The sequence below is a fragment of the bacterium genome (assembly GCA_035454885.1).
Taxonomy (GTDB): Bacteria; UBA10199; UBA10199; order JACPAL01.
In genome coordinates this window covers 36,945-62,222 of record DATIGE010000027.1, presented here as the reverse complement: position 1 = coordinate 62,222, position 25,278 = coordinate 36,945, and the positions used below count along the sequence as shown (strand labels likewise).

25 protein-coding genes are annotated in these 25,278 nt (G+C 62.6%); all 25 read left to right on the top strand.

Going from position 1 to position 25,278, the window contains the following annotated elements; translation table 11 throughout:
- The first annotated feature begins 85 nt into the window (after positions 1-85).
- The 25 genes from VLJ37_05635 (at position 86) to VLJ37_05515 (ending at position 25,256) form a co-directional block, all read left to right on the top strand.
- The gene (locus VLJ37_05635) at positions 86-634 is read left to right on the top strand and encodes a cytochrome c oxidase subunit 3 (GenBank protein ID HSA59149.1); all 549 of its coding nucleotides are present in this window, start codon (positions 86-88) and stop codon (positions 632-634) included.
- A complete protein-coding gene (locus VLJ37_05630; GenBank protein HSA59148.1) occupies positions 631-915 on the top strand; it encodes a cytochrome C oxidase subunit IV family protein in 285 nt (94 codons plus the stop codon). Before VLJ37_05635 ends, VLJ37_05630 begins: the two co-directional genes overlap by 4 nt.
- Positions 905-1,471, top strand: a complete 567-nt coding sequence (locus VLJ37_05625) for a heme-copper oxidase subunit III (protein ID HSA59147.1) — start codon at positions 905-907, stop codon at positions 1,469-1,471. The genes VLJ37_05630 and VLJ37_05625 overlap by 11 nt, the downstream gene beginning before the upstream one ends.
- A 4-nt stretch (positions 1,472-1,475) precedes the next feature.
- Positions 1,476-1,658: a hypothetical protein gene (locus VLJ37_05620; GenBank protein HSA59146.1), complete on the top strand. Its 183-nt coding sequence runs from the start codon at positions 1,476-1,478 to the stop codon at positions 1,656-1,658.
- Positions 1,659-1,772: 114 nt separating this feature from the next.
- Entirely contained in the window at positions 1,773-1,895 is a 123-nt protein-coding gene (locus tag VLJ37_05615) for a hypothetical protein (GenBank protein ID HSA59145.1), read from the top strand.
- 79 nt (positions 1,896-1,974) lie between these two features.
- A complete protein-coding gene (locus tag VLJ37_05610) occupies positions 1,975-3,258 on the top strand; it encodes an alginate export family protein (GenBank protein HSA59144.1) in 1,284 nt (427 codons plus the stop codon).
- Positions 3,259-3,406: 148 nt separating this feature from the next.
- The gene (locus tag VLJ37_05605; protein ID HSA59143.1) at positions 3,407-4,132 is read left to right on the top strand and encodes a Crp/Fnr family transcriptional regulator; all 726 of its coding nucleotides are present in this window, start codon (positions 3,407-3,409) and stop codon (positions 4,130-4,132) included.
- 44 nt (positions 4,133-4,176) lie between these two features.
- Entirely contained in the window at positions 4,177-4,998 is an 822-nt protein-coding gene (locus VLJ37_05600; protein ID HSA59142.1) for a cytochrome c, read from the top strand.
- Between the two features lie 37 nt (positions 4,999-5,035).
- Entirely contained in the window at positions 5,036-8,668 is a 3,633-nt protein-coding gene (locus VLJ37_05595; GenBank protein HSA59141.1) for a nitrate reductase subunit alpha, read from the top strand.
- Positions 8,669-8,743: 75 nt separating this feature from the next.
- The gene (narH, locus tag VLJ37_05590; protein ID HSA59140.1) at positions 8,744-10,234 is read left to right on the top strand and encodes a nitrate reductase subunit beta; all 1,491 of its coding nucleotides are present in this window, start codon (positions 8,744-8,746) and stop codon (positions 10,232-10,234) included.
- Positions 10,231-10,719 (top strand): hypothetical protein, encoded by a 489-nt coding sequence (locus VLJ37_05585; protein HSA59139.1) that lies wholly within the window; start codon positions 10,231-10,233, stop codon positions 10,717-10,719. The genes narH and VLJ37_05585 overlap by 4 nt, the downstream gene beginning before the upstream one ends.
- Complete coding sequence (narI, locus tag VLJ37_05580; protein HSA59138.1) at positions 10,709-11,413, top strand: respiratory nitrate reductase subunit gamma; 705 nt, start codon at positions 10,709-10,711, stop codon at positions 11,411-11,413. The genes VLJ37_05585 and narI overlap by 11 nt, the downstream gene beginning before the upstream one ends.
- Entirely contained in the window at positions 11,410-12,939 is a 1,530-nt protein-coding gene (locus VLJ37_05575; protein ID HSA59137.1) for an MFS transporter, read from the top strand. The genes narI and VLJ37_05575 overlap by 4 nt, the downstream gene beginning before the upstream one ends.
- Complete coding sequence (locus tag VLJ37_05570; protein ID HSA59136.1) at positions 12,936-14,258, top strand: MFS transporter; 1,323 nt, start codon at positions 12,936-12,938, stop codon at positions 14,256-14,258. Before VLJ37_05575 ends, VLJ37_05570 begins: the two co-directional genes overlap by 4 nt.
- A 3-nt stretch (positions 14,259-14,261) precedes the next feature.
- Positions 14,262-14,885, top strand: coding sequence for a cytochrome c3 family protein (locus tag VLJ37_05565; protein ID HSA59135.1), 624 nt, complete (start codon positions 14,262-14,264; stop codon positions 14,883-14,885).
- The gene (locus VLJ37_05560) at positions 14,873-17,764 is read left to right on the top strand and encodes a TAT-variant-translocated molybdopterin oxidoreductase (protein ID HSA59134.1); all 2,892 of its coding nucleotides are present in this window, start codon (positions 14,873-14,875) and stop codon (positions 17,762-17,764) included. Before VLJ37_05565 ends, VLJ37_05560 begins: the two co-directional genes overlap by 13 nt.
- Positions 17,761-19,131 (top strand): NrfD/PsrC family molybdoenzyme membrane anchor subunit, encoded by a 1,371-nt coding sequence (nrfD, locus tag VLJ37_05555; protein HSA59133.1) that lies wholly within the window; start codon positions 17,761-17,763, stop codon positions 19,129-19,131. The genes VLJ37_05560 and nrfD overlap by 4 nt, the downstream gene beginning before the upstream one ends.
- Positions 19,124-19,651: a DUF3341 domain-containing protein gene (locus tag VLJ37_05550; GenBank protein ID HSA59132.1), complete on the top strand. Its 528-nt coding sequence runs from the start codon at positions 19,124-19,126 to the stop codon at positions 19,649-19,651. Before nrfD ends, VLJ37_05550 begins: the two co-directional genes overlap by 8 nt.
- Positions 19,644-20,261 (top strand): cytochrome c, encoded by a 618-nt coding sequence (locus VLJ37_05545; GenBank protein ID HSA59131.1) that lies wholly within the window; start codon positions 19,644-19,646, stop codon positions 20,259-20,261. The genes VLJ37_05550 and VLJ37_05545 overlap by 8 nt, the downstream gene beginning before the upstream one ends.
- Positions 20,258-21,436 carry a hypothetical protein gene (locus VLJ37_05540; protein HSA59130.1) on the top strand — a complete coding sequence of 393 codons (1,179 nt, stop codon included), beginning with the start codon at positions 20,258-20,260 and terminating at the stop codon, positions 21,434-21,436. The genes VLJ37_05545 and VLJ37_05540 overlap by 4 nt, the downstream gene beginning before the upstream one ends.
- Complete coding sequence (locus tag VLJ37_05535; GenBank protein ID HSA59129.1) at positions 21,433-22,215, top strand: enoyl-CoA hydratase-related protein; 783 nt, start codon at positions 21,433-21,435, stop codon at positions 22,213-22,215. The genes VLJ37_05540 and VLJ37_05535 overlap by 4 nt, the downstream gene beginning before the upstream one ends.
- 85 nt (positions 22,216-22,300) lie before the next feature.
- Complete coding sequence (locus VLJ37_05530; GenBank protein HSA59128.1) at positions 22,301-22,966, top strand: hemerythrin domain-containing protein; 666 nt, start codon at positions 22,301-22,303, stop codon at positions 22,964-22,966.
- A gap of 80 nt (positions 22,967-23,046) precedes the next feature.
- Positions 23,047-23,493: a hemerythrin domain-containing protein gene (locus VLJ37_05525; protein ID HSA59127.1), complete on the top strand. Its 447-nt coding sequence runs from the start codon at positions 23,047-23,049 to the stop codon at positions 23,491-23,493.
- Between the two features lie 90 nt (positions 23,494-23,583).
- Positions 23,584-24,879, top strand: a complete 1,296-nt coding sequence (locus VLJ37_05520) for an ATP-binding protein (protein ID HSA59126.1) — start codon at positions 23,584-23,586, stop codon at positions 24,877-24,879.
- Positions 24,880-24,893: 14 nt separating this feature from the next.
- Positions 24,894-25,256 (top strand): response regulator, encoded by a 363-nt coding sequence (locus tag VLJ37_05515; GenBank protein ID HSA59125.1) that lies wholly within the window; start codon positions 24,894-24,896, stop codon positions 25,254-25,256.
- Positions 25,257-25,278: the final 22 nt, after the last annotated feature.

The following is a 25,278-nucleotide window of genomic DNA, read 5'->3' as shown; positions in this document are numbered from 1 at the left end:
TCGATGGGGGTCATCGGGGGAGAGAAGGATCTCCCCCGATTCAAGCGAGCATCGGGCTTTGCCCGTGCGAGCGAATGGCCATGCGGTGCCCATTTGGAGACTGGGAATCTGGTGGTTCCTGGGCTCCGAGATCGTCATTTTCGGCGGGCTGATCGTCTCCTATCTCCTGCTCCGGCTTCACCATCCCGAGTGGGGATCAGAGGCGGCCCATACGCTGACATGGGTGGGAGCGACGAACACGGTCGTCCTTCTCACCAGCAGCCTCACCGTCATCCTCGCGCACCAAGGCTTCGAGCGCGGCGATCTCGACCGGGCGCGCCGGTTCATGGGGCTCACCATCCTCTTGGGCTTGGTCTTCTTAGGCTTCAAGAGCTACGAATACAGCCATGAGATCCGCAACGGACTCGTCCCGGCCAAGAGCCTCTTCTGGTCGTTCTACTACCTGATGACGGGACTGCACGGCCTCCACGTGATCGGCGGACTCGTCGCCAACGCCGTGGTCTTTCGAGGGCTCGGGAAGGGGCTCAACGCGCGACGCGTGGAATCGGTCGGCATCTACTGGCACTTCGTGGACGTCGTTTGGATCTATCTCTTCCCGCTCCTCTACATCGCCTCTTCCGGGGGTGCCAAATGAGCGCCGAGACACGCCAACATCCCTCTTACGTCGCTATTTGGGTTGTCCTTCTGATCGCCCTCTTCGTCTCGGTGGCACTGGGATCCATGGGCAACGTGGTCCTGGCCACCGCGCTCATCTTCGGCATCGCGACTTTCAAGGCCTACCTCGTCGCGGCCTATTACATGGGGCTTAAATGGGAGGCCCGCTACGTCACGGCCATCCTCTTGGTCGGCATCGCCTTCATGTTGATCCTCTATTTCGGCCTGACCCCGGACATCCGGCACGGTTATGGAAAGTAACCCCCTCCGCAGCCGGTCGAGCGAATTCGGCATGCTGCTTTTCTTGGCGGCGGAGGCCATGTTCTTCGCCGGCCTTGTGAGCGCCTACTGGGTCCTTCGCGCCCAAGTCCTGCCTTGGCCGCCGGCGGGCCAACCGCGCCTGCCGGTCGCGGTCACCGGGGTCAATACCGTCATTCTCCTTCTCAGCGGTCTCGCCCTGTGGCGGTCCCGCGCGGCCCTGAAGAAGGGCTGTCGCTTGTGCGTCGCGGGGTCGATCGGTCTGGCCGGCTTGGGGGGTCTCGTCTTCTTGGGCGTCCAAGGCTACGAGTGGTCGCGCCTGATCCGCTTCGGGCTCACGACGGTCAGGAATATCTACGGAGGGCTCTTCTACGCCGTCATCGGGGCCCACGCCGTTCACGTCGTCGCGGGACTGTGCCTCCTCCTCTTCTGTTTCTTCCGCGCCGTCCGGGGGGCCTACACCGAGGAGAAGGCCGGCGCCCTCGCCGCATGCCGGATGTATTGGCTGTTCGTGGTCGCCGTTTGGCCGGTCCTTTATGCGATCGTCTATCTTTACTAATCTCTTGTTTTTGCTCGTCGCGAGGACCTTGTGGGCCTGCCCGGTCTGTTACGTGGCGGGTTCCCCCGCCTCACGCTCGGCCTACCTCCAGATCACGGTTTTCCTCCTCGTCCTGCCCCTCCTCCTCTCCGCGGGATTCTTCTGGTGGTACCGTTCCCGCGCACGGAGGGCCGGGGGGAGAGGTTGAGGGAGAGGCCAAGGGAGAGGCTCAAGGAGGGCCTGACGACAATCAGCCCCACGGCTGCGCGGGCTCATGAACATCCGGACGCGCGTACCGTAGACTTTTTACATGATTCATTGGATGGAAATTGCCTTCGTCCTCGGCATGGCGGCGGTCGTGGTCTTCACGGTCGCGCGGCAAAGAGACGCCTTCCAACCCCACGAGCAGATCGCCAAAGACAGCCCGCCTCCTCTTTTGACATAAATCATGCGCCGGGTTGAGGCGCGTCATGATAATCGTTCGTCCTCCGGCCCTATGGAGGGGGGTCAAGAAGGAGGATTTCATGAAACGCCAACTGTTTGCGCTGTGCGCGATGCTCCTCGTTGTGGCGGGGCCGGCCAGCGTCCGCGCCGGGGAAAACGGGGAGACGGAGCACTGGTACGACCGCGTCTCCCTGGGGGGCGAGATCCGCCTCCGCTCCGAGAGCCAACTCGACTACGGGAACCTCACGGGAGGAGTGGTTAACGACTCGTTCCTCCTTCTCCGTGTCCGGCCCCACATCGACGCCCGGCCGGTCGACGGCCTGAGGATCTTCATCCAACCGCAGTTCTCGCGAGCCTTCGCCCAGGAGGAATCCACCATCGCCAACAACAACGACGCGGCGAACCCGAACAACGTCTTCGACCTTCACCAGGGCTTCGTCTCCTGGGAGAAGATCGCCGGGAGCATCGTCACGGTGACCGTGGGCCGCCAGGAGCTGGCCTACGGCGATGAGCGGCTCATCGGCGCCTTCAACTGGTCCAACATCGGCCGCTCGTTCGACGCCGGCAAGGTCCGCCTGGAATGGGAAAAGGTCTTCGTGGACGGTTTCGCCTCTTGGAACGAGAAGGGCGCGGGCAACGAGTATTTCGGCGGTCTCTACTCGGGCTGGAAGATCCGGCCCGACATGACGCTCGACACCTACGGCCTCGTCCTGAATGACAACGACGGCGACGGGAACCCGGCGATCACCGGCGTCCTCTTGGGGACCGTCGGGGCCCGTTTCGCGGGGACGGCGCTTGAAGACCGATGGGATTACAGCCTCGAGGCGGCGGTCCAGTTCGGCAAGGACAAGCCCAACACGCACCTGGCCTACGCCGGCCACGCGGCGACGGGGTACACGTTCGACACGGGCTGGAAGCCGCGCCTCGGCGTCGAGTACAACTTCGCCTCGGGCGACGACCCGGGCACGGCCAAGGTCGAGCGCTTCAACAACCTCTTCCCGACCAATCACGACAAGTACGGCTACATCGACTTCGCGTCATGGAGCAATCTGCACGACATCGTGGCTTCAACGTCCATCAAGCCCGTCAAGGGACTGATGATGAAGCTGGATTACCATCTCTTCCTGCTCCCGGAGCCGGCGACCGCCATGTTCCGCGCGAGCGGGGCCGTCCTCCGCGCGGGGGCGGCCGGCGCGTCCAGCCTGGCCGGTCATGAAGTGGACTTTTTGACGAAGTACACGCTCAACAAGTGGGTTAACTTCCTGCTCGGCTACTCGGTCTTCCGCGGCGGCTCGTTCTTCAGCGATACGGGGACCAACGGAACGGCCCATTTCTTGTATGGGCAGGCAACGGCTTCTTTCTAAGTATCTGACATAATTGATTAAAATGAGGTGACGGCGGTCATGTGCCCTCGTGACCGCCGTCATTCCGGTTTTCCGCCCTGCGTGTGAACTAGACGTTGTGATTTCACTCTCGCGCGTCCCCAACCTGCAACACTTCGGAAGAGACGACATGAGCAACCGCTTCGTGGCGAACCATCATCTCTTCGAGGACCTTTCCCCGATTGAGCTCGCCGCCCTTTTCGCCCACGTCCAAGTCACCACGATTCCCAAGGGCCAGCCGATCTTCCACGAGGGTTCACGCCCGACGGGGCTCTTCTTCGTCATCCATGGCAAGGCCAAGGTCTCCAAGAGGGGGCTCTGGAACCACGAGCAGATCGTCCGCTTGGCCGGGCCCGGAGACTTGCTCACGTTGCGGGCGGTGGGAGGCACGCCGCAATTGGTGGTCTCCGCGACCGCTTTGGAGGACACGGACGTCCTCTCCATCGACATGGATGACTTTTTCAACGTCATCAAGACCAATGTCACCTTTGCCTTCAAGATGATTGAGCTTCTGGCGCGGGAGCTCGACCACGCGGAGAACCGGATCCGCGACCTCGCCCAGATGAGCGTCCGTCAACGCCTCGCGGACCTCCTCCTGAACCTTCACCGGATCTACCATGACGGCAGCGAGGACGGTTCGATCGGCGTGAAGCTCTCGCGGGAGGACCTCGCCAATTGCGTCGGAACGGCGACCGAGACGGTCGTCCGTCTCCTGAGCGAGTTCCGCGAGAAGCGCATCCTGGCCGTCGACGGCCGGTCCATCTTCATCCTCGACCGCGAACGCCTGGAGAGGGCCTCCCGTCCCGACCGACTCTTCCCAATCGCCCGTATTGACAAAAATCAATCCCTGTCCTGACGCGAGTCATTAGATTCCACCTCCCGCCTTCCTAAGCTGGATGAATGACGAAGAGGCGCATTCTGATCGGATTCATTGCCCTTCTTGGACTTCCCTTGCCAGCGATCGACGCGGCGGGCTTCGAACCGGGCGCCTATTTCGAAAAGACCTGTTCGAGTTGCCACAAGGTGGGGGGCGGCGACGACATCGGCCCCGATTTGAAGGGCGTCACCGACCGCCGGAAGCGCGAATGGCTCGTGCCCTTCATCCAATCGTCGCAGACCGTGATCCAGTCCGGCGATCCCGTCGCGACCGGTCTCTTCAACAAGTTCAAGCAGAAGAAGATGCCGGATCAGGACCTGACCCCGCAGGACATCAACGCCCTCCTCGATTTCATCGCCGCCGGCGGACCCAAGGAGGTGGCCATCGACCTCAAGCCCGCCACCGCCGCCACGCCCGCGGATATTCAGAAAGGCCTCGATCTCTTCACCGGCCGCATTCCGCTGGCGGCGGGCGGGGCCGCCTGCATCTCCTGCCACTCGGCCGGCGACGTGGGCCCCCTCGGAGGGGGCACCATGGGCCTCAATCTCACCCAGGCCTATTCCAAGTACGAGGACAAGGGCCTCTCGAAGGCCCTGAAGAGACCCGGCTTCCTCATCATGAAGGACTACTTCGCGGACAAACCCTTGACCGACGATGAGGCCTTCGCCCTCAAGGCCTTTCTCTACGACGTCGACCGCGCCGGCACCCAGGGCGGCAATCACCAGAAGAAGTTCCTCTTCCTGGGCCTGGGGGGCACGGTCGTCATGATGGGGGCGACCGACTTCATCTGGCGGAAACGGCGCCGGAAAAGCGCGAAACCCTGGAGCCGCCAGAGCGGCCTGTAGGGGCGGATTTGTATTCGCCCCTGTGCGGAGAACCACCATGGAAGGCAAACGAACCTGGATCGATGACATTATCTCCCCCGAGACCCGGAGCTGGGAGGAGTTTTACCGGAACCGCTGGCAGTACGACCGCGTCGTGAGGAGCACCCACGGCGTCAACTGCACGGGCGGCTGTTCCTGGAACATCCACGTCAAGAACGGCATCGTCACCTGGGAGATGCAGGCCCTCGATTATCCGGCGCTGGAAAGCTCCCTGCCCGCCTATGAACCGCGCGGCTGCCAGCGCGGCATTTCCTTCTCCTGGTACCTCTACAGCCCCTTGCGCGTGAAGTACCCCTACCTGCGCGGCGCCCTCCTCGACTTGTGGCGCGAGGCCAAGGCGAAATTCGGCGACCCCGTGGAGGCTTGGGAATCCATCCAGAACGACCCTGCCAAGCGCGAGCGCTACCAGCGGGCGCGCGGCAAGGGCGGCTTCCGGCGCGTCAAATGGGACGAGGCCGTCGAGATCATCTCCGCCGCCAACATCAGCACCGTCAAGCGCCACGGCTCGGACCGCATCACGGGCTTCTCGCCCATCCCCGCCATGTCGATGATCTCCTACGCCGCGGGCGCCCGTTTTCTCCAGCTGATGGGCGGCGTGAATCTGAGCTTCTACGACTGGTATTGCGACCTCCCCCCCGCCTCTCCGGAGGTCTGGGGCGAGCAGACGGACGTGGCCGAGAGCGCCGATTGGTTCAATTCGAAATTCATCGCGGTCATGGGGGCCAATCTCAACATGACCCGGACCCCGGACGTCCACTTCGCCGCCGAGGCGCGGCACAACGGCTCGAAGATGGTCGTCTTCGCCCCCGACTTCAACCAGGTGGCCAAGTACGCCGACCAGTGGATCGCCGTCAACGCCGGCCAGGATGGGGCGTTTTGGATGTCGGTCGGCCACGTGATCCTCAAGGAATATCATCACGAAAAGAAGGTCCCGTATTTCCTCGATTATTCCCGCAAGTACACGGACTCGCCCTTCTTGGTCGAGCTCGTGAAGGAAGGCGAACACTACACGCCCGGCCGGTTCTTCCGCGCGAACCGCCTGAAGAAGTACGAAAAGGCCGACCAGGGCGAGTGGAAGATGCTGGTCCTGGACGAGACCACGGGCAACCCCGCCTGCCCCGGCGGCACCATGGGGCAGCGCTGGCAGCAAAAGCCCGGCCAGTGGAACCTGACCTGGAAGGATACCGAGGACGGGACGGACTTCGTGCCCGCCTTGACGCTCCTGGAAAAGAACGACGGCGTGTTGAAGGTCCAATTCCGGGAATTCGGCAACGACGCCGAAGGGACCCGCGGCGTGCCGGTGAAATACCTCGAGACGGCCGACGGCAGGAGGGTTCCGGTCGCCACGGTCTACGACCTCTTGATGGGCCAATACGGCGTCCCGCGCGGGCTCGCCGGCGATGACCCGAAAAGCTACGACGACGAGAACTCGGGTTACACGCCCGCCTGGCAGGAGAAGTTTTCCGGCGTCGGGCGGCAGACCTTGCTCCAATTCGCGCGCAGCTGGTCGGAGACCGCCGAAAAGACCGGCGGCAAGTGCTCGATCATCATCGGGGCCGGCATCAACCACTGGTACCACTCGAACCTGATCTATCGCGCCGGGATCAACGCCCTGATGTTTTGCGGCTGCGTGGGCGTCAACGGCGGGGGTCTCAATCACTACGTCGGACAGGAAAAGCTGGCGCCCCAGGCGCCTTGGAGCGCGATCGCCTTCGGCAAGGACTGGTGCCCGCCCTCGCGGCTTCAAAACGCGCCGTCGTGGCACTACATCCATTCCGACCAGTGGCGCTACGAAAGAGAGTTCAACGAGTACCACAAGTGCCCTCAGGACAGCCCGCTCACGAAGGGGCACACGGCCGACTGGAACGTGATGGCGGTCAAGAACGGCTGGCTGCCCTTTTACCCGCAGTACGACAAGAGCAACCACGTGCTGGCCCAGGAGGCCGTGGCGGCGGGCGCGAAGACCGATCCGGACATCTCCGCCTACATCGTCCGCCAGTTGAAGGAGAAGAAACTCACGCACGCCATCGAGGACCCGGACAATCCGGCCTCCTGGCCGCGCGTCTGGTACATCTGGCGCGGCAACGCCCTGATGGCGTCCGCCAAGGGCCACGAATTCTTCCTCAAGCATTACCTGGGCACGCACACGAACGCGATCGCCGAGGACGTCGCGGGCGACGTGGTCAAAAGCGTCCTTTGGAAGGACGACGCCCCCCGCGGAAAGATGGACCTGGTCGTCGACCTGAATTTCCGCATGGACACCTCGGCCCTCTACTCCGACATCGTCCTGCCGGCCGCGACCTGGTACGAAAAGGCCGATCTCAACTCCACCGACATGCACTCCTACATCCACCCGCTCTCGAAGGCGATCGAGCCGGTGTGGGAGTCCCAGAGCGACTGGGACATCTTCAAGACGATCGCCAAGGCCACGAGCGAACTGGCGCGGAAGCACCTGCCCAACCCGGTGAAGGACGTCATCACGCTCCCGCTGATGCACGACAGCCCCGACGAGGTGACCCAGCCCAACTTGAAGGACTGGAGCAAGGGCGAGTGCGAGCCGGTCCCCGGCAAGACCATGTACAAGTTCGCCGTCGTCGATCGCGACTACACCCAGATTTTCAACAAGTACGTCTCCCTCGGGCCCCAAGCCCGGGCGGGCCTGGGCGCGCACGGCGTGAAGTACGACGCCTCGGACTTCTACGACAGCATGATGCAGGACGGCCCGGTCGTCGAATGGGGCGGGAAAAAGTATCCGTCACTCGACGACGCGATTCACGTGGCGAACGCGATCCTCCTCCTCGCCCCGGAGACCAACGGCGAGCTGGCCTTCCGGGCCTATCAAAACGTCGAACAGCGCGTGGGGTTGAAGCTCACCGATCTGGCCGAGGGCGGCCGCGACATCCGTTCGACTTATGCGGACCTGCAGGCCCAACCGCGGCGGCTCCTGAACAGCCCGATTTGGTCGGGGCTCACGACCGACGGACGCGCCTATTCCGCCTTCACCTACAACGTCGAGAAGATGGTCCCGTGGCGGACGCTCACGGGGAGGCAAAGCTTCTACCTCGACCACGACGGCTACATCGCCTTCGGCGAGAACCTGTGCGTCTACAAGCCCTCGCCCTCCCCCGAAATGTACGGCGACTTGAGACAGACCAAGGTGGACGGGAAGGTCAAAGAAAAGATGTTGAACTACTTAACGCCGCACGGGAAGTGGCACATCCACTCCACCTACGGCGACACGCTCCGGATGCTCACCCTCTCCCGCGGCACGGAGCCGTTTTGGATGAGCGAGGCGGACGCGGCCGATCTGGACATCCAGGACAACGACTACGTGGAGGTCCACAACGACAACGGCGTGGTGGTCACGCGGGCGAACGTCAGCGCCCGCATCCCGAAGGGCATCTGCATCATCTACCACTCGCCGGAACGGACCTACGCCGTGCCCAAGTCCCCCCTGCGCCACAACCGGCGCGCCGGAGGGCACAACAGCCTGACGCGCGTGCGCCTCAAACCCAACCTGATGGTCGGGGGCTACGCGCAGTTCTCGTTCCATTTCAACTACTGGGGCCCGATCGGCTGCAACCGCGACACCTTTATTCGGGTGAGGAAGCTGGAGAAGTTAATTTGGTGATGGTTTGTAGGGGCGATCCTTGTGATCGCCGGCGCGACAGGGCGAATACAAGATTCGCCCCTACATGAGGTCAATATGGATATCCGTTCACAAATCGGCGTCGTCTTTCACCTGGACAAGTGCATCGGCTGCCACACGTGTTCGATCGCCTGCAAGAACGTGTGGACCGACCGCCGGGGCGCCGAATACATGTGGTGGAACAACGTCGAGACCAAACCGGGCACGGGCTATCCGACCGCCTGGGAGAACCAGGACGAATACAAGGGCGGATGGGAGAAGAAGGGCGGCGGCATCACGCTGAAGGGCGCGGGCAAGCTGAAAGGTCTCAAGAACATCTTCCACAATCCGAATCTGCCGACGATCGACGACTATTACGAACCCTGGACGTACCGTTACGAGGACCTCTTCAACGCGCCGGAGGGCAACGACCAGCCGACCGCGCGTCCGATCTCTCTCATCACCGGCGAACCCATCGAGATCAAGTCCGGCCCCAACTGGGACGACGACCTCTCCGGCTCGCCGCTCTACGGCCGCAAGGACCCGAACTTCAAGAACTTGAGCGACGCCGAGCAGGAGGCCTTGTTCCAAGTCGAAAAGCTCGTGATGTTCTACCTGCCCCGCATCTGCAATCACTGTTTGAATCCCGCCTGCGTGGCGGCGTGCCCCTCGGGCGCGATCTACAAGCGCGGCGAGGACGGCGTCGTCCTCATCAACCAGAACGTCTGCCGCGCCTGGCGCATGTGCGTCACCGCCTGCCCGTACAAAAAGACTTATTTCAACTGGGCGACGGGCAAGTCGGAAAAATGCATCCTCTGCTTCCCCCGCATCGAGACCGGACAGGCCCCGGCCTGCATGCACTCCTGCGTGGGCCGCATCCGTTACCTGGGCGTGATCCTCTACGACGCCGACCGCATCCACGAGACGGCCTCCGCCAGCGAAAGCGACCTCGTGGCCAAGCAGCTCGATTTGCTCCTCGACCCCAACGACCCCAAGGTGATCGAGGCCGCGCGCAAGAACGGGATCCACGACTCGACCCTCGAGTTCGCCCGGAAATCGCCGGTCTACCGGTTTGTGAAGGAATGGGGCATCGGGCTTCCGCTCCACCCGGAGTACCGGACCCTCCCCATGCTTTTTTACGTCCCGCCCCTGCTGCCGGTCCTGGGGCAGGTGGACGACCAGGTTTACGAGACGACGACGGAGGGGCTTTTTTCCACCATCGAGAAGACCCGTCTGCCGATTCAATACCTGGCCTCGCTCTTCACGGCGGGCAACGAAGGCCGCATCCGCGAGGTGTTGAAAAAGATGCAGGCCGTCCGTCTCCACCGCCGGTCGCTCACCGTGGGCGACGTCTCGGCCGAATTGGTGAAGGCGGCCCTGCAGGAGGTGCAGGTGACGCCCGAAATGGCGGACGCGATGTACCGCCTCACCTCGCTCGCGAATTTCGAAGACCGTTTTGTGATTCCACCCGCGCATCGGGAAGAAGCCATCGAGGCCATGGAGTCCGTGTTCGAGGAAAAGGGCGCCACGGGCTTCGGCTTCCGCATGGCACCGGCGAGGGGGCTATGAAGTACGAACTGTTGGCCGAATTCTTGCGTTACCCCGCCGGGGACACGGAAATGGAGGAGCTCTACACCAACACCTTCGACATCCACGCCATCTGCTTCTTGGAGGTCGGTTATGTCCTCTTCGGCGAGGATTACAAGCGCGGCCACTTGCTGGTGAAGCTGCAGGAACTCCATCGGGAGTTCAGCGTGGATTGCGGGACCGAGCTCGCCGACCACCTGCCTAATCTCCTGACCCTGCTCCCGCGGCTCAACGACGCTCGCCCCGAGGAGGCCGAGGCCTTGGTTGGAAAAATCATCCTGCCCGCCCTGGAGAAGATGCTTCAAGGATTCGCGGAAAAGGGAAATCCCTACGCCGAGCCGTTGAAGGCGGTACGCGAAATATTGGAACGCGATTATCCGTGTACGGGCATGGCACGCCATGCCCCTACGATGGAATTGCCCGCCTACCGGAACGACGAAATGACGGGAGACGCCTATGACGGCTAACACCCTCAACTACCTCCTCTTCGCCGTCGCGCCCTACGTGGCGGTGACATTGCTCTTGTCCGTCTCGCTCTGGCGGTTTTTTTTCCAGAGCTACAAGTTTTCCTCTCTCTCCTCCGAATTCCTGGAGAGCCGCGATCTCTTCTGGGGCTCGGTGCCCTGGCACTACGGCATCCTCGTTCTCTTTCTCGGGCACCTGATCGGCTTTCTGTTTCCCCGCGAAGTGCTTCTTTGGAACAGCATCCCGGTCCGTCTGATCGTCTTGGAAGTGACGGCCCTGGCGTTCGCGCTCTTGGCCCTGGTGGGTCTGTCTCTCCTCATTCGCCGGCGCCTTGGGAATCCGCGGATTCGGGCGGTCACCTCCTGGATGGACGTTCTCGTCCTGGGACTTCTTCTCATTCAGGTGGTCACGGGGATCGCGAACGCCCTGACGTACCGGTGGGGATCCTCCTGGTACGCCGCTGTCCTCACGCCTTATCTCAGGTCGATCTTCCGTCTTTCCCCCCGGGTGGAACTCGTCGCCGACATGCCCTGGATGGTGAAGACCCATATCATCGGCGCGATCACCATTGTCGGCATCCTGCCGTTCACGCGGCTGGTGCATTTCCTCGTGCCTCCCGTTTCGTACCTGTGGCGGCGCTATCAAGTGGTGATCTGGAATTGGGACCGCAGAAGAATCCGCGAGGCAGGAAAATGACGGATCGAGGCAAGGCCGTTTCCGTTCTCACCCTCAACACGCTGGCGTTCACCATCTGCTTCGCCTGCTGGATGATGAACGGGGTCCTGGTCACCTTCCTGGTGGATAACGGGGTCTTCGCCTGGGACAAGGCGCAGATCGGCTGGCTCATCGGAATTCCCGTTCTGACGGGTTCCATCGTGCGGCTGCCTCTGGGCGTCTTCACCGACAAGTACGGCGGCCGCGTCGTCTTCGCCCTCCTCATGCTTCTGGCCGCCGTTCCGATGTACCTGATGAGCTACGCCGATTCCTACTCCGACTTCCTGTGGGGGAGCTTGGGCTTCGGTCTGGCGGGCGGTTCCTTCTCCGTCGGCATCGCCTACACGTCCGTTTGGTTCCCGAAGAAACAGCAAGGGACGGCGCTGGGCGTCTTCGGCATGGGCAACGCGGGCTCGGCGATCACCAGCCTCTTGGCGCCGACCATACTGACGCGCCTCACGGCGGGAGGGTCGGAACTCGCGAATTGGCGTTCCCTGCCCAAGATTTACGCCGCGGCCCTGGTCGTCATGACGATCATCTTCCTTCTCCTGACGCACTCGCGGAAGGCGGTCGCCTCTCAATCCAAGACGATCGGGCAACAATTGGCGCCCCTCAAGAGCATCCGCGTCTGGAGGTTCGGCCTCTATTACTTCCTGGTCTTCGGCGGCTTCGTCGCCCTGGCCCAGTGGCTGATCCCCTACTACGTGAACGTCTACACCATGTCGATCGCGATGGCCGGGCTCATGGCCTCCATCTTCTCGCTGCCCTCCGGAGTCATCCGCGCCTTGGGCGGCTGGCTCTCCGACGCCTTCGGCGCCCGCCGCGTCATGTATTGGGTCTTGGGCTCCTGCCTCGTTGCTTCGGTTCTCCTGATCGTTCCGAGAATGGACATCTATTCCCCCGGCGGCGGCGTCATGGCCCTGGCCGGCGGCACGGTGACCGACGCCACGCCCGCGCAGATTTCCGTCACGGGCACGACGGGGATTGTGAAGACCTATCCGGTGAAGGTGAAGCCGGAGGGTTCGGCCGGAGAGAAAACCAGCCAAAACGATTCCCTCCTCATCATCTTGCCCACGGCCCGCTCCTGGCAGGAGCCGGCCGTCAAGGTCGGCGACACGGTGAAGAAGAAACAGCTCCTCGCCCGCGGCGTGACTCATCTCTACTTTCAGGCGAACGTCTGGATCTTCACCTTTCTGGTTTTCGTCCTCGGCATCATGATGGGGGTCGGCAAGGCCGCGGTCTACAAACACATCCCCGACTACTTTCCGCAGGACGTGGGAGTCGTGGGCGGCATCGTGGGCGTCTTGGGCGGCCTGGGCGGATTCTTCTGCCCGATCCTCTTCGGATACCTCCTCAACGCCACCGGCATCTGGACCACGTGCTGGATGTTCTTCGCGCTCCTGTCGCTCGTCTGCATCGTCTGGATGCACCGGGTGATCCAGAAAATGATGAAGGAGAAGGTCCCAGGCCTCATGTCCCAAATGGAAAAATCGGAGGTGGTTTCATGAGCGATATCGCGCGTTGGGAGCCCGAAGACGAAGGTTTTTGGAAGGCCCTGGGGGCAAGGATCGCCTGGAGGACCCTCGTCATTACGACGTTCTCCCTCGTTCTCTCGTTCACCACCTGGTTCGTCATGAGCGCGGTGGCGGTGAAGCTGCCGAACATCGGTTTCAAGTTCACGACCATGCAGCTCTTCTGGCTCACGGCCATGCCCGGCCTGGCCGGCGGCTCGCTGCGCATCATTCACACCTTTTTGATCCCCATGTACGGAACGCGGAAGGTCGTCACTTTCGCGACGTTCCTGAAGATTCTCCCGATGGTGGGCCTGGGACTTGCGATCATGAACCCCGCAACCCCTTTTTGGATCTTCGTCGTCCTGGCCTTCGCGTGCGGGTTCGGAGGCGGGGATTTTTCCTCCTTCATGCCGTCGACGAGCCTCTTTTTTCCCAAGCGCCTGCAAGGCACGGCCTTGGGCGTTCAGGCCGGCATCGGCAATTTCGGCGTGAGCCTGGTCCAGTTCGTCACGCCGTGGATCATCGGTTTCGCGGCCCTGGGCTCCCTGGCCGGCGGTCCGCAGACCTTCGTGAAGAACGAGGTTTCCAAACCCATTTGGCTTCAGAACGCCGCCTTCGTCTACCTGCCTTTCCTGCTCCTCTTTGGATTGCTCGCCTGGGCATTCCTCAGGCGGGTGCCGGTCACGGCCTCGTTCACCCAGCAACTCGACATCTTCAAGGACAAGCACACCTGGCTGATGACCTCGCTCTACATGATGACCTTCGGTTCGTTCTCCGGGTTCTCGGCGGCCTTCCCGCTGATGATCAAGTCTCTTTACACGGCGAAATTCCCGGAGGCCCCCGATCCGCTCAAGTACGCCTTTTACGGACCCCTCATCGGCTCCGCCGTCCGCGTCCTCATGGGACCGCCGTCGGACAAGTGGGGCGGCGCGATCATCACTCAACTTTCCGGCCTCGGGCTGCTCCTCTGCTCGCTCCTGATCACCCCGTACGTGGCCCCGGAATCGATGGCGGACTTCCCGTACTTCGTGGGCTTGATGCTCGCGCTCTTCTTCTTCTCGGGCATCGGCAACGCCTCCACGTTCCGCCAAATCCCGGTCATTTTTCCGCCGCGGCAGGCGGGGGGCGTGCTCGGCTGGACCGCCGCCATCGCGGCCTACGGGCCGTTTCTCTTCTCGGCGCTCATCGGGGCAGCGATCGCCAGGTACGGATCGCCGAAGTCCTTCTTCTACGGAGCGGCGGTTTTCTACGTCATCAACGTCGGAATCAACTGGTGGTTCTATAAACGGAGGGGCTGCGAAAAGCCGTGCTGAGGGATGTGGCGAAAGATCTTCATTCTGGCCGTCGTCCTCGGAGGGCTCGCCTATTTCGCGAACCTGGCGGTCCAAGAAGCGCGCCGCGTGGGGGTCAACCAGGGCTACGAGCCCGACCAACCGATCGCCTACTCCCACAAGGTGCACGCCGGTGACAACAAGATCGACTGCATGTACTGCCATTTCGCGGCGGAAAAGGGGCGTCACGCCGGCATCCCGCCCGCGAACGTCTGCATGAACTGCCACAAGCAGATCAGGAAGGACTCGCCGGAGATCGCCAAGATCCGGACCGCGATCGAGCAGAACAAACCGATCGAATGGGTGAAGGTCCACCGGCTTCCGGACTTCGCCTACTTCAACCACAGCCAGCACGTCACGTCCGGCAAGGTCATCTGTCAGGACTGCCATGGCCCCGTCGAGACGATGACGAGAATGCGTCAGGACAAGCCGTTGACCATGGGGTGGTGCCTGGATTGCCACCGGGCGAAGGGGATCACGCCGCCGGAGGAGGCTCCGTCCCGACTTGCCGGGATGGAGGGGGTGATGCGAACCCCGATCATAGACGGGCATTCGGTCGACGTCGGGAAGCCCATCGGCGGATTGGATTGTGCAAAATGTCACTACTAGATGAAAAATATTGGAAGGGGCTTGAGGAGCTTCGGGAGGACCCGAAGTGTCTGGAGGAGCGTTCGCGCGAGTTCGCGGATGAGATTCCCCTCTTCGCGCACATGGAGACGTCCCGCCGCGACTTCTTGAAGCTCCTGGGCTTCAGTTTCGCCGGGGCGGCCCTGGCCTCCTGCACCCGCATGCCGGTGGAAAAGGCGATTCCGTATTTGATCCAACCGGAAGACGTCGTGCCCGGAGTCCCGAACTGGTACGCCTCGACGTGCGGCGGGTGCCCGTCGGCCTGCGGTTTGCTGGTCAAGACGCGGGACGGGCGTCCCATCAAAATCGAGGGCAACGCCGAGTCGCCCTTGAACGCCGGCGGCGTCTGCGCCACCGGACAGGCGACCGTGCTCTCCCTGTACGACGACGCGCGCCTCAAAGGCCCGCTCCTCGACGGCCGTCCCGCCTCTTGGAGCGAGATCGACGCCCTGGTCGGCCGGGAACTCGCCGACATTGCGGCCTCGGGCGGCAAGATCGTCCTGCTCAGCGGAACGCTGCCCAGCCCCTCGCTCCGCTCCTTGGCGGACGAATGGGTCCGCAAGTATCCGAACGCCGAACTCGTCGTCTACGACGCCGTCTCTTCCTCCGCCTTGCTCGAGGCCCAGGAACTCGCCTTCGGGGAACGCGCCCTCCCCCGCCATGTCTTCGACAAGGCGAAGGTGATCGTCGGCCTCAATTGCGACTTTTTGGGGACGTGGATCTCTCCCGTCGAATTCACGCGGGCCTATGCGAGCCGGCGGAAGCCCGATGGGGAATGGGTTTCCCGGCATATCCAGTTTGAATCGCGGATGTCGCTGACCGGTGCCAACGCCGACCTGCGGATCCCGGTCAACCCTTCCGAGGAGCTGGGCGTCGCGGCCGCCCTGTTCAACGAGCTTTCACGCATGGCCGGGACCGGGACGCAGATCAACGCGCCGCTGAGAGGCGTCGATGCCGAGAGGGTCGCCGAGACGGCCAAGGAACTCTGGTCGGCCCGGGGAGAATCCCTCGTCGTCTCCGGAACGAACGACCTATCGGTCCAGATCGCCGTGGCCGCGATCAACAGCCTCCTGGGCAACATCGGCAAGACCGTCGACCTGGACAACCCGTCGTTCCAACGCCAGGGCGACGACCGGGCGTTCCAACGCTTGGCCGATGAGCTGACACAAGGCAAGATCGCCGCTCTCATCTTCGCTGGCGTCAATCCGGTCTACGACGCCCCCGACGGGGCGGCCTTTGGCCAGGCCCTCAAGAAGGTCCGTCTCACGGTCTCGCTCTCCGACCGTCTGGATGAAACGTCTTCGCTCGCAAAGATCGTGGCCCCCGAAAGCCACGCCCTCGAAACGTGGAGCGACGCCCAACCCAACGCGTTCACGTATCATGTGCAACAGCCGGTCATCCGCCCCCTCCACGACACGCGTCCGGCCTCGGAGAGTCTCCTGCGATGGATGGGGCGCACGGAGACGGCCTACGAATTCGTGAAAAACTATTGGGCGGCCAATCTGGCCGATTCCCCCTGGGACGATTGCGTTCGAAACGGCTTGATCGCGCTCCCTCCCAGGGACGGCGGCTCGCGCGGCTTGCGGTCCGAGGCCCTCTCGCGCATCGCGCAGAAACCGGCGGCGGAACTGGAACTCGCCCTCTTTGAGCCCATCGCCCTCCGGGACGGACGGCATGCGAACAATCCGTGGCTCCAAGAGCTTCCCGACCCGGTGACGAAGATCACGTGGGACAACTACGTCTCCGTCGCCCCGGCGACGGCCAGGGAGATCGGACTGCAGGACGGCGACGTCGTGACGGTGAAGACCGGCCGCGGGTCTCTCGAGATTCCGGTTCAGATCCAACCCGGCCAGGCCGCCCGGACGCTCGCCATCGCGCTGGGCTACGGACGCACGCGCTGCGGCAAGGCCGGGGAGAACGTCGGCGTCAACGCCTACCCCCTGGTCGGCGCCGGCGCGGCTACGTTGGAAAAGACCGGCCGGCGCGTCGAACTCGCGGCGACGCAGACGCACCACTCCATGGAAGGCCGGCCCATCGTCCTGGAGACGACGCTGGCCGAGTACAAGAAGAACCCGGCCGCCGGAAACGAGCACCGGGAAGAGCTGAAAACACTCTGGGCGGAGCACGACTATTCCGGGGCGCTCTGGGGAATGACGATCGACCTCTCGGCCTGCACGGGTTGCTCGGCCTGCGTGATCGGTTGCCAATCGGAGAACAACGTCCCCGTCGTCGGCAGGGACGAAGTCCGCCGGCGGCGCGAGATGCACTGGATCCGGATCGACCGCTATTACTCCGGCACCGAGGAAAATCCGGAAACCGTCCACCAACCGATGATGTGCCAGCACTGCCAGAACGCGCCGTGCGAAACGGTCTGCCCGGTGTTGGCCACCGTTCACAGCTCCGACGGCCTGAACCAGCAGGTCTACAACCGCTGCGTGGGCACCCGGTATTGCGCGAACAACTGCCCTTACAAGGTCAGACGCTTCAATTGGTTTGAATATGCCCGCAACGACAAATTCGACTTCAACATGAACAGCGAGCTGGGCGCCATGGTCCTGAACCCGGACATCGTCGTTCGTTCGCGCGGCGTCATGGAAAAGTGCTCGCTGTGCATCCAGCGCATCCAGGAGAAGAAGCTTTCGGCCAAGAAGGAAGGCCGCCCCCTGAAGGACGGCGAGATCCAGCCGGCCTGCGCGCAGTCGTGCCCGGCTCAAGCCATCGTCTTTGGCAATCTGAATGACCCGGCGAGCCGGACGGCCAAACTCAACAAGGACGGCCGTTTCTATCACGTGTTGGAGGAACTGAACGTGAGACCGAACGTGGGATATCTCACGAAGGTGAGGAACAAGACAAACCTATGATCCGCAAGAGAAGACAACCTTTGGTCGGCGCCCCGACCTCGATGATCCAGGTCACGGAGGACGTCTCCCGCTGGATGGACCACCGTCCCGGACCCTCCTGGTTCATGGCCTTCGTCGTCGCCGTCGCCGCCCTCGGCCTGGGCTTGGCCGCCGTTGCCTATCAGATCAAGGTCGGTATCGGGACCTGGGGCCTCAACAAGACGGTCGGCTGGGCCTTCGACATCACGAACTTCGTCTTCTGGGTCGGCATCGGCCACGCGGGCACCCCCATCTCCGCCATCCTTCTCCTGTTCCGGCAGAAGTGGAGAACCTCCGTCAACCGCTCCGCCGAGGCGATGACGATCTTCGCCGTCATGTGCGCGGCGATCTTCCCGCTCATCCACATGGGCCGCCCGTGGCTCGCCTTCTGGGTCTTCCCCTATCCGAACACGCGCGGATCCCTGTGGGTGAACTTCCGGAGCCCTCTCCTGTGGGACGTCTTCGCCATCGGCACGTACTTCACCATCTCGCTCGTCTTTTGGTACATCGGCATGATCCCGGACATCGCGACGCTGCGCGACCGCACCAAGAGCCGCATCAAGAAGTTTTTCTACGAAGTCCTTTCGGTCGGCTGGGACGGTTCGAACCGGACGTGGAGCCGTTACGAGACCCTCTGTCTGATCCTGGCGGGACTGGCCACGCCCCTCGTCGTCTCCGTGCATTCGATCGTCAGCATGGATTTCGCGACGTCCATCATTCCCGGATGGCACACGACGATCTTCCCGCCGTACTTCGTCGTCGGCGCGGTCTTTTCGGGATTCGCCATGGTCACGACGCTCCTCATCATCACACGGCGCGTGATGAACCTGCAGAACTACATCACCGTCGGCCACCTGGAGGCCATGGCGAAAATCATGCTTCTCACGGGCTCCATCGTCGGATTCGCCTACGCCACCGAGCTTTTCACGTCTTGGTACAGCGCCAACCCCTACGAACAATTCGCCTTCTCCAACCGCATCTTCGGGCCTTACGGATGGACGTATGCGATCATGGTGTTCTGCAACGTCATCGTCCCGCAGCTCCTCTGGTCCAGGACCATCCGGACGACGCCGGCCCTGCTCTTTCCGCTGACCCTCCTGATCAACGTGGGCATGTGGTTCGAGCGTTTCGTCATCATCATGACCTCGCTCCACCGGGATTTCCTCCCGTCGTCCTGGGCGATGTACACGCCGACCTTCATCGAGATCGCCACCTTCATCGGAACCTTCGGCCTTTTCTTCACCTGCTTCCTTCTGTTCGTGAGGCTGCTGCCCGCCATCGCCATGTGGGAGGTGAAGGCCGTGGTCGCCCACGAGCACCGCAGTCCCGAGGGAGGCGGCCATGGTTAAGGAGTACCTCTTCGGCATCTTCACCGACGAGACGAAGCTCCTGAGGTCCGTGCGACGGCTGCGCGGCGAGGGGCTTACGGTCCAGGACGTCCTCACGCCCTACGCGGTGCACGGCCTGGACGACGCCATGGGTCTTCGGCGCTCAAGGCTCGCCCTGGTGACCTTCTTCGCCGGCCTTTTCGGGCTGATTCTCGCGATGGGCTTTCAGTTCTGGACCTCCGCCTTCGACTGGCCCTTGAACGTCGGCGGCAAGCCGGCCAACTCGACGCTCGCCTTCCTGCCCGTCACCTTCGAGATCACGGTCCTCATCGGCGGCCTTTCCACGGTGCTGGCCTTTTTTCTCCGGACGCGCCTGAGGCCGGGCGCCAAGGCCCTTCTCCTGGAGCAGGGCATCACGAACGACCGATTCGTGGTCGTCCTGGAGAAGGGACACCCTCATTTCGAGGAAGAGAAGGCGCGGAGGATCTTGATGGAGACGGGGACGGACGCCATTACGGAGAGATCGATCGTTTATGAATAGGACTTTCGCCATCGCCGCCGTGTTGACGCTCGCCGCGGCGGTTTCCGCCTGCGAGAGGAACCCCAAGAGGCCGGGATTCGAGTTCCTGCCCGACATGGCTCACTCCCTCCCCTACGACGCCTACGCGCCCAATCCGTTGACGCGCGACGGAATGACGCTCCAAGCCCCGCCCGAGGGATCGATCCCCCGCGGTTTCGAGCCCTTCCACTATGGGGCGACACCCGAAGAAGCGGCGCGCGCGGGCCGCGAGCTCGCGAACCCCGTGCCGGCCACGCCGGAAAATCTCGCGCGCGGAAAGGCCCTCTTCACCCGCTTCTGCCTCGTTTGCCACGGAGCGGAGGGGAAGGGAGACGGGCCGCTCATCCCCAAATTTCCCAATCCGCCTTCGTTCACCTCGAAGGCCGTCCGCGAATATCCGGAGGGGCGGCTTTACCACGTTATTTCCCGCGGGGCGGGGTTGATGATGGCCTCCTACGCCTCGCAGATCGCCCCGGAAGACCGTTGGAAGATCGTCCAGTACGTGCGGACGCTGCAGAACCCGGTCACGCAACCCGAGACCAAACCGGCCGAGACCCAACCGGAGACAAAACCAGCCGAGACGCAGCCATGAACACGCCAACCTTTCAGCTCCGCGACCGATACAAGAAGCTCGCCTTCATCGCGATGGCAGCGGGCGCCGCGGCGCTCGTCACCGGCTTCTTTCTCGACCCGACGCGCGCCTGGGCCAACTTGTTGATCAACAATTTCTACTATCTCTCGCTCGGTCTGGCGGGCCTGTTCTTCATCGCGATTCACTTCATCGCGGGGTCCGGCTGGTGGACGGTCCTGCGGCGGATCCCCGAAGCGATGTCCTCCATCCTCCCCGTGACCGCCGTCCTCATGATCCTGCTTGTCTTGAGTATGATCGGGGGCATGCAGGGCCTCTATCACTGGGCGGACCACGAGGCCGTGCTGCACGACCCGATCCTTTCGGCGAAACAGGCCTACCTGAATGTTCCGTTCTTCTTCGGCCGCATGGCCGCGATCTTCACGCTCTGGATCGCCTTCGCGTGGCTTTTCCGCAGGACCTCACGGAGAGAGGACTCGGCCGCCGATCTTGGCCCTCACCGGACCCTGGTGCGCGCGTCGGCCGCCTTCATACCGATCTTCGCCCTCACCTTCTCCGTGGCGAGCGTGGATTGGATCATGTCGCTCGAACCTCACTGGTTCTCCACGATCTTTTCCCTCTACACGTTCTCGGGGCTCTTCCTGCACGGGCTCGCGGTCATCACCCTGATGGCCGTCCTTCTCATGGAGCGCGGCCATCTGGAAGGTTTCATCAACGAGAATCATCTTCATGATCTCGGCAAGCTCGTCTTCGCCTTCTCCACCTTTTGGGCCTACATCTGGGTGAGCCAGTATTTGCTGATTTGGTATTCGAACATCCCGGAGGAGACCTCTTATTTCATCGTCCGCACGGATCCCGATTGGAGCTGGCTGTTCCTCCTCAACCTCGCCCTTAATTGGCTGATCCCCTTCGCCATCCTCATGCCGCGCTCTTCCAAGAGGAATCCGGCCGTCCTGAAACGCGTCTGCGTCACACTCCTGGTCGGCCATTGGCTGGATCTCTACCTGATGGTCATGCCCAACACCGCGGGCAAGCGGTGGATCGGGCCGCTGGAAGTCTTGGTCGCCCTGGGCTACGGGGCCCTCTTTTTCTACGTGGTCGGCAAGGCCTTGGGCCGGGCACCGCTGGTCCCCAAGAATGATCCGTACTTGGCGGAAAGCCTGCACCATCACACGTGAATCGCCCCTACACGGACATTCTCTTCGAACAAAAAGAAGGCGTCGCCACCATCACCCTCAACCGCCCTCACAAGAGAAACGCCTTCCGCCAAAGGACGCTCGAGGAACTCGCGAAAGCCTTCCTGCAGGTGGGGCGGGACGGCTCCGTGGGCGTGGTCGTCCTGACGGGAGAAGGAGATAACTTTTGCGCGGGCGGCGACATCGGGGAAATGCTGGGATTGACCCCCCAGACGGGCGCCGTGTTCGTCCAGCACCTGTCCGCGTTGGCGCAGGCCATCACCGACTGCCCCAAACCCGTCGTCGCAAAGATCGACGGATACTGCATCGGAGGCGGCAACGAACTCCAGCTCTTCTGCGATCTGGCCGTCGCCAGCGGCCGCGCGCGCTTCGGCCAGGTCGGACCCAAGGTCGGAAGCGCCCCGCTTTGGGGCGGGTCCCTCCTGCTGCCCCGCCTGCTGGGCCTGCGACGAGCCAAGGAAATGATGTTCCTCTGCGAACCGATCACGGCGGCACGGGCCCTCGAAATCGGGCTCGTCAACCGCGTCGTCCCCGCGTCGCAACTTCACGACGCCACGGACACCCTCTGCCGTGACCTCCTCCGGCGAAGCCCCCAGTCGCTCACGCTTCTGAAGCGCTCCCTTCATCGCGGGTTGGCCGAAGAAATCCGCAAGGATCTCAGCATCTTGGAGGGGATTTACGGGACACCGGAACTCAAAGAAGGCATGGCCGCCTTCTTGGAGAAGAGGGAACCGAATTTCAAGAGAATTGACCGGGCATAAAGGGTGCCGATCGGAACGATGGTTGGCGCCCTGGGCTATGATCTAGATCATTGTCCGGCGATCCAGCGGGGGCTACCGTTTGGCCATGATCGAACTCCCGTCTCTCCAAAGCGACCCCCTCCGCCGGAAGGCCGAAAAGGGCCTCGCAGAAGACCTGCCGTCGCCCATGGAACCTCCGGAGGCCTTCGCCCCGTCCAACGTGAAGGCCGTTCCTTACGAGAAGATGGCCGCACCCTTGAGGCAACTGATCGACGACCATGAGGAGTTCCTCAAGGTGCTCACCGCCTTCGACAGCGCCCTCGTGGCGCTTAAGGCCAATCGCTGGCGGTTCACGCCGGAGATCGGCGCCGCCCTGAAGCGGTTCTTCGAGTGCCACGACGGGGACATGGCGCGGCACACGGAAAGGGAGGAAAAGGCCCTCTTCCCCCTCCTCCGCGAGAGATTCCTCGCCTCCGGTGAGCATAGCCCGGGACCCAATCCCGTCACGCCGGTGGAGATGATGGAGGCCGATCACACGCGGGTCACGCAGGCGGCGGCCCTGGCCTTCAATCTCCTGGGCCTCGCGCCGCGCATGAAAGACCCCTCGGACCGCGACCTCCTCTTTGAGCATGCCTTCGGTCTCGGCCAGGAGATCGTCGAGACGATGAAACTCCATATCTACAAGGAGAATACGACCCTCCTTCCGCTCGCCCAGGCCCTCTTGTCCCGTGAGGACATGTCCCGCATCCAGGCCCGGATGTCCGCGATTTGACGAAAATCAATTATGGACCTGAGCCGAGTCATGGGACCGCGCGGCCGATGGGGCACGATACAGTGTAGGGAAAAGATTCGATGACGCACCCGCCCATCAGCCGCTTTTACGAGGAGGACCACGACCGGCTGGACCGGCTCTTCCAGGAATTCCAGCGCCTCAAACAAAACGACTTCCTCAAGGCGCGCGAGATCTTCGCTCAATTCTATGCGGGCCTGGAGCGCCATATCCTCTGGGAAGAGGAGATCCTGTTCCCCGTCTTCGAGGAGAAGAGCGGGATGCATCAGGTGGGCCCCACCGCCGTCATGCGGATTGAACATACGCAAATCCGTGGACTCTTGGAGGTCATCCATCAACGGCTTTTGGAAAATTCCCCGGACACGGACAAGGAAGAAGCCCTCCTCCTCAACTATCTGGGCATGCACAACATGAAGGAGGAGAAGATCCTCTACCCCGCCATCGACCGGCTCATCACCGATGCGGAACGAGACCGCATCTTCCGGGACATGAAAAAACACGGCGGTTGAACCCTGGGTGCCGCCGCTGCATGACCAATGTCATGCCTCCGTCTGCCTCAGGTCATAACCGTCATCGGTCGCCGGGGGGATAATAAAAAAGTGAGACGAGCTGCCAGGTTGCAGCCAAGCCGGTTGACGTGGGTCGTCTTCGCCGTCGGCGCCGTCGTTACGATCGCGGTTGTCTTTTCTCTGACGCGGATCCTGGAAGAGACCCTCTTACGCGAGGCCTCGCTTCAAACCCTCAAGCACCTCTACATCAGCCGCGGGGCCCTCGCCTCTTTTCTCGTGATGGCCCTGGCCATCCTCGTTCTGGACGCCCAACACCGGAGATCCGAAGCGGCTCTTGCCAAGCTATCGCGGGCGGTGGAGAACTCGCCGGTTTCGATCATCATCACGAACCGGAAGGGGGACGTCGAATACGTGAACCCGCGGTTCTCCCAAATGACCGGCTATTCCGGCGCGGAGATGCTGGGTCAGAATCCCCGCCTCTTGAAATCGGGCCGCACGCCCCCCGAGATCTATAAGCAGCTCTGGGACGCCATCACCGCCGGCAAGGACTGGCAAGGCGAAGTCATCAATCGCAGGAAGGATGGCCAGGTCTATGACGAACTTCTCCGCATCTCTCCCATCCGCAACAGCAAGGGCGAAATCACGCACTACGTGGGGGTCATGGAGGACGTCACGGAGAAGAAAAAGATCGACCGTCTGAAGGACGAGCTGGTGGGAACCATCTCGCACGAGATCCGGACCCCGCTGGCGATTATCCGTCTGTCCATCGAAAACCTGAAGGACGAGCTCGCAGGGTCCCTCAAAGAGGAGCATCTCGAAACCCTGGAGGGGGTTCTCAGGAATTGCATCCGGCTGGCGAAGATTTCCGGGGAGATGCTGGATTTCTCCCGCCTCGAATCGGGGCAGCCGGCCATAGGACCGGAACGGGCCATCCTCCTTCCGGTCCTCGAGGAAACCCGCAAAAACTACGAGAAACCGGCCCGCGAACGGGGCCTTCGTCTCGACATTCAGGTGCCGGACGGGCTTCCCGATCTCAACGCCGATCCCAGCCGCTTGATCCAGGTCTTCCGGAACCTTTTCGACAACGCCCTCCGGTATGCCCGCAGCCGCATCGGCGTCACCGTCACCCCGTTCGACGGCTTCCTTCATCTCATCGTCGAGGATGACGGCCCCGGCATCGCCCCCGAGGAACTGGATCGCCTCTTTTACCGGTATCACCGCATCCGGGCCACGCAGAGCCGGGGAGAGACGGGGGGTGCCGGGCTCGGCCTGGCGATCTGCCGCGAGATCGTGGAACGCCATGGCGGTCGGATCTGGGCGGAAAGCGCCGTGGGCCAAGGCATGAAAATTCACTTCACCCTCCCAGTCTGGAAGGATAGGGGCTAAAATAAGGAGGCTTGATGAAAACAATCCTCATCATCGATGACGAGCCGGAGATTTTGCAGCAGGTCAGGAAGAGGCTTGAGAGCCATCATTATCGGTGTTCAACCGCCGCCGATCCGGTGGCGGGTATCGCCAGCGCCCGCTCGGAAATGCCACACCTCATCCTTCTGGACCTCATGCTCCCGGGGATGAGCGGTCTGGGGGTCTTGCGGGAACTGAAGAAGGATCCTCGATTGAAGACAATCCCGATCGTCATCCTCTCGGCCGTTGGCGACGAGGAGATCGCCCGCGAAGCCATGGATCTGGGCGCCGCCGGTTACCTCAACAAATCCTGCTCGCCGCAGGAACTCCTGGCGGCCGTGCGGGAATACGCCTCTTAGGCGGATTTCCGGTCCTCCGACG

Bases quoted from the DNA above. Each gene is read 5' to 3' on its own strand.
- VLJ37_05630 (HSA59148.1), top strand. From the start codon at position 631: ATGAGCGCCGAGACACGCCAACATCCCTCTTACGTCGCTATTTGGGTT.
- VLJ37_05625 (HSA59147.1), top strand. From the start codon at position 905: ATGGAAAGTAACCCCCTCCGCAGCCGGTCGAGCGAATTCGGCATGCTG.
- VLJ37_05615 (HSA59145.1), top strand. From the start codon at position 1,773: ATGGAAATTGCCTTCGTCCTCGGCATGGCGGCGGTCGTGGTCTTCACG.
- VLJ37_05610 (HSA59144.1), top strand. From the start codon at position 1,975: ATGAAACGCCAACTGTTTGCGCTGTGCGCGATGCTCCTCGTTGTGGCG.
- VLJ37_05605 (HSA59143.1), top strand. From the start codon at position 3,407: ATGAGCAACCGCTTCGTGGCGAACCATCATCTCTTCGAGGACCTTTCC.
- VLJ37_05600 (HSA59142.1), top strand. From the start codon at position 4,177: ATGACGAAGAGGCGCATTCTGATCGGATTCATTGCCCTTCTTGGACTT.
- VLJ37_05595 (HSA59141.1), top strand. From the start codon at position 5,036: ATGGAAGGCAAACGAACCTGGATCGATGACATTATCTCCCCCGAGACC.
- narH (HSA59140.1), top strand. From the start codon at position 8,744: ATGGATATCCGTTCACAAATCGGCGTCGTCTTTCACCTGGACAAGTGC.
- VLJ37_05585 (HSA59139.1), top strand. From the start codon at position 10,231: ATGAAGTACGAACTGTTGGCCGAATTCTTGCGTTACCCCGCCGGGGAC.
- narI (HSA59138.1), top strand. From the start codon at position 10,709: ATGACGGCTAACACCCTCAACTACCTCCTCTTCGCCGTCGCGCCCTAC.
- VLJ37_05575 (HSA59137.1), top strand. From the start codon at position 11,410: ATGACGGATCGAGGCAAGGCCGTTTCCGTTCTCACCCTCAACACGCTG.
- VLJ37_05570 (HSA59136.1), top strand. From the start codon at position 12,936: ATGAGCGATATCGCGCGTTGGGAGCCCGAAGACGAAGGTTTTTGGAAG.
- VLJ37_05565 (HSA59135.1), top strand. From the start codon at position 14,262: ATGTGGCGAAAGATCTTCATTCTGGCCGTCGTCCTCGGAGGGCTCGCC.
- VLJ37_05560 (HSA59134.1), top strand. From the start codon at position 14,873: ATGTCACTACTAGATGAAAAATATTGGAAGGGGCTTGAGGAGCTTCGG.
- nrfD (HSA59133.1), top strand. From the start codon at position 17,761: ATGATCCGCAAGAGAAGACAACCTTTGGTCGGCGCCCCGACCTCGATG.
- VLJ37_05550 (HSA59132.1), top strand. From the start codon at position 19,124: ATGGTTAAGGAGTACCTCTTCGGCATCTTCACCGACGAGACGAAGCTC.
- VLJ37_05545 (HSA59131.1), top strand. From the start codon at position 19,644: ATGAATAGGACTTTCGCCATCGCCGCCGTGTTGACGCTCGCCGCGGCG.
- VLJ37_05540 (HSA59130.1), top strand. From the start codon at position 20,258: ATGAACACGCCAACCTTTCAGCTCCGCGACCGATACAAGAAGCTCGCC.
- VLJ37_05530 (HSA59128.1), top strand. From the start codon at position 22,301: ATGATCGAACTCCCGTCTCTCCAAAGCGACCCCCTCCGCCGGAAGGCC.
- VLJ37_05525 (HSA59127.1), top strand. From the start codon at position 23,047: ATGACGCACCCGCCCATCAGCCGCTTTTACGAGGAGGACCACGACCGG.
- VLJ37_05515 (HSA59125.1), top strand. From the start codon at position 24,894: ATGAAAACAATCCTCATCATCGATGACGAGCCGGAGATTTTGCAGCAG.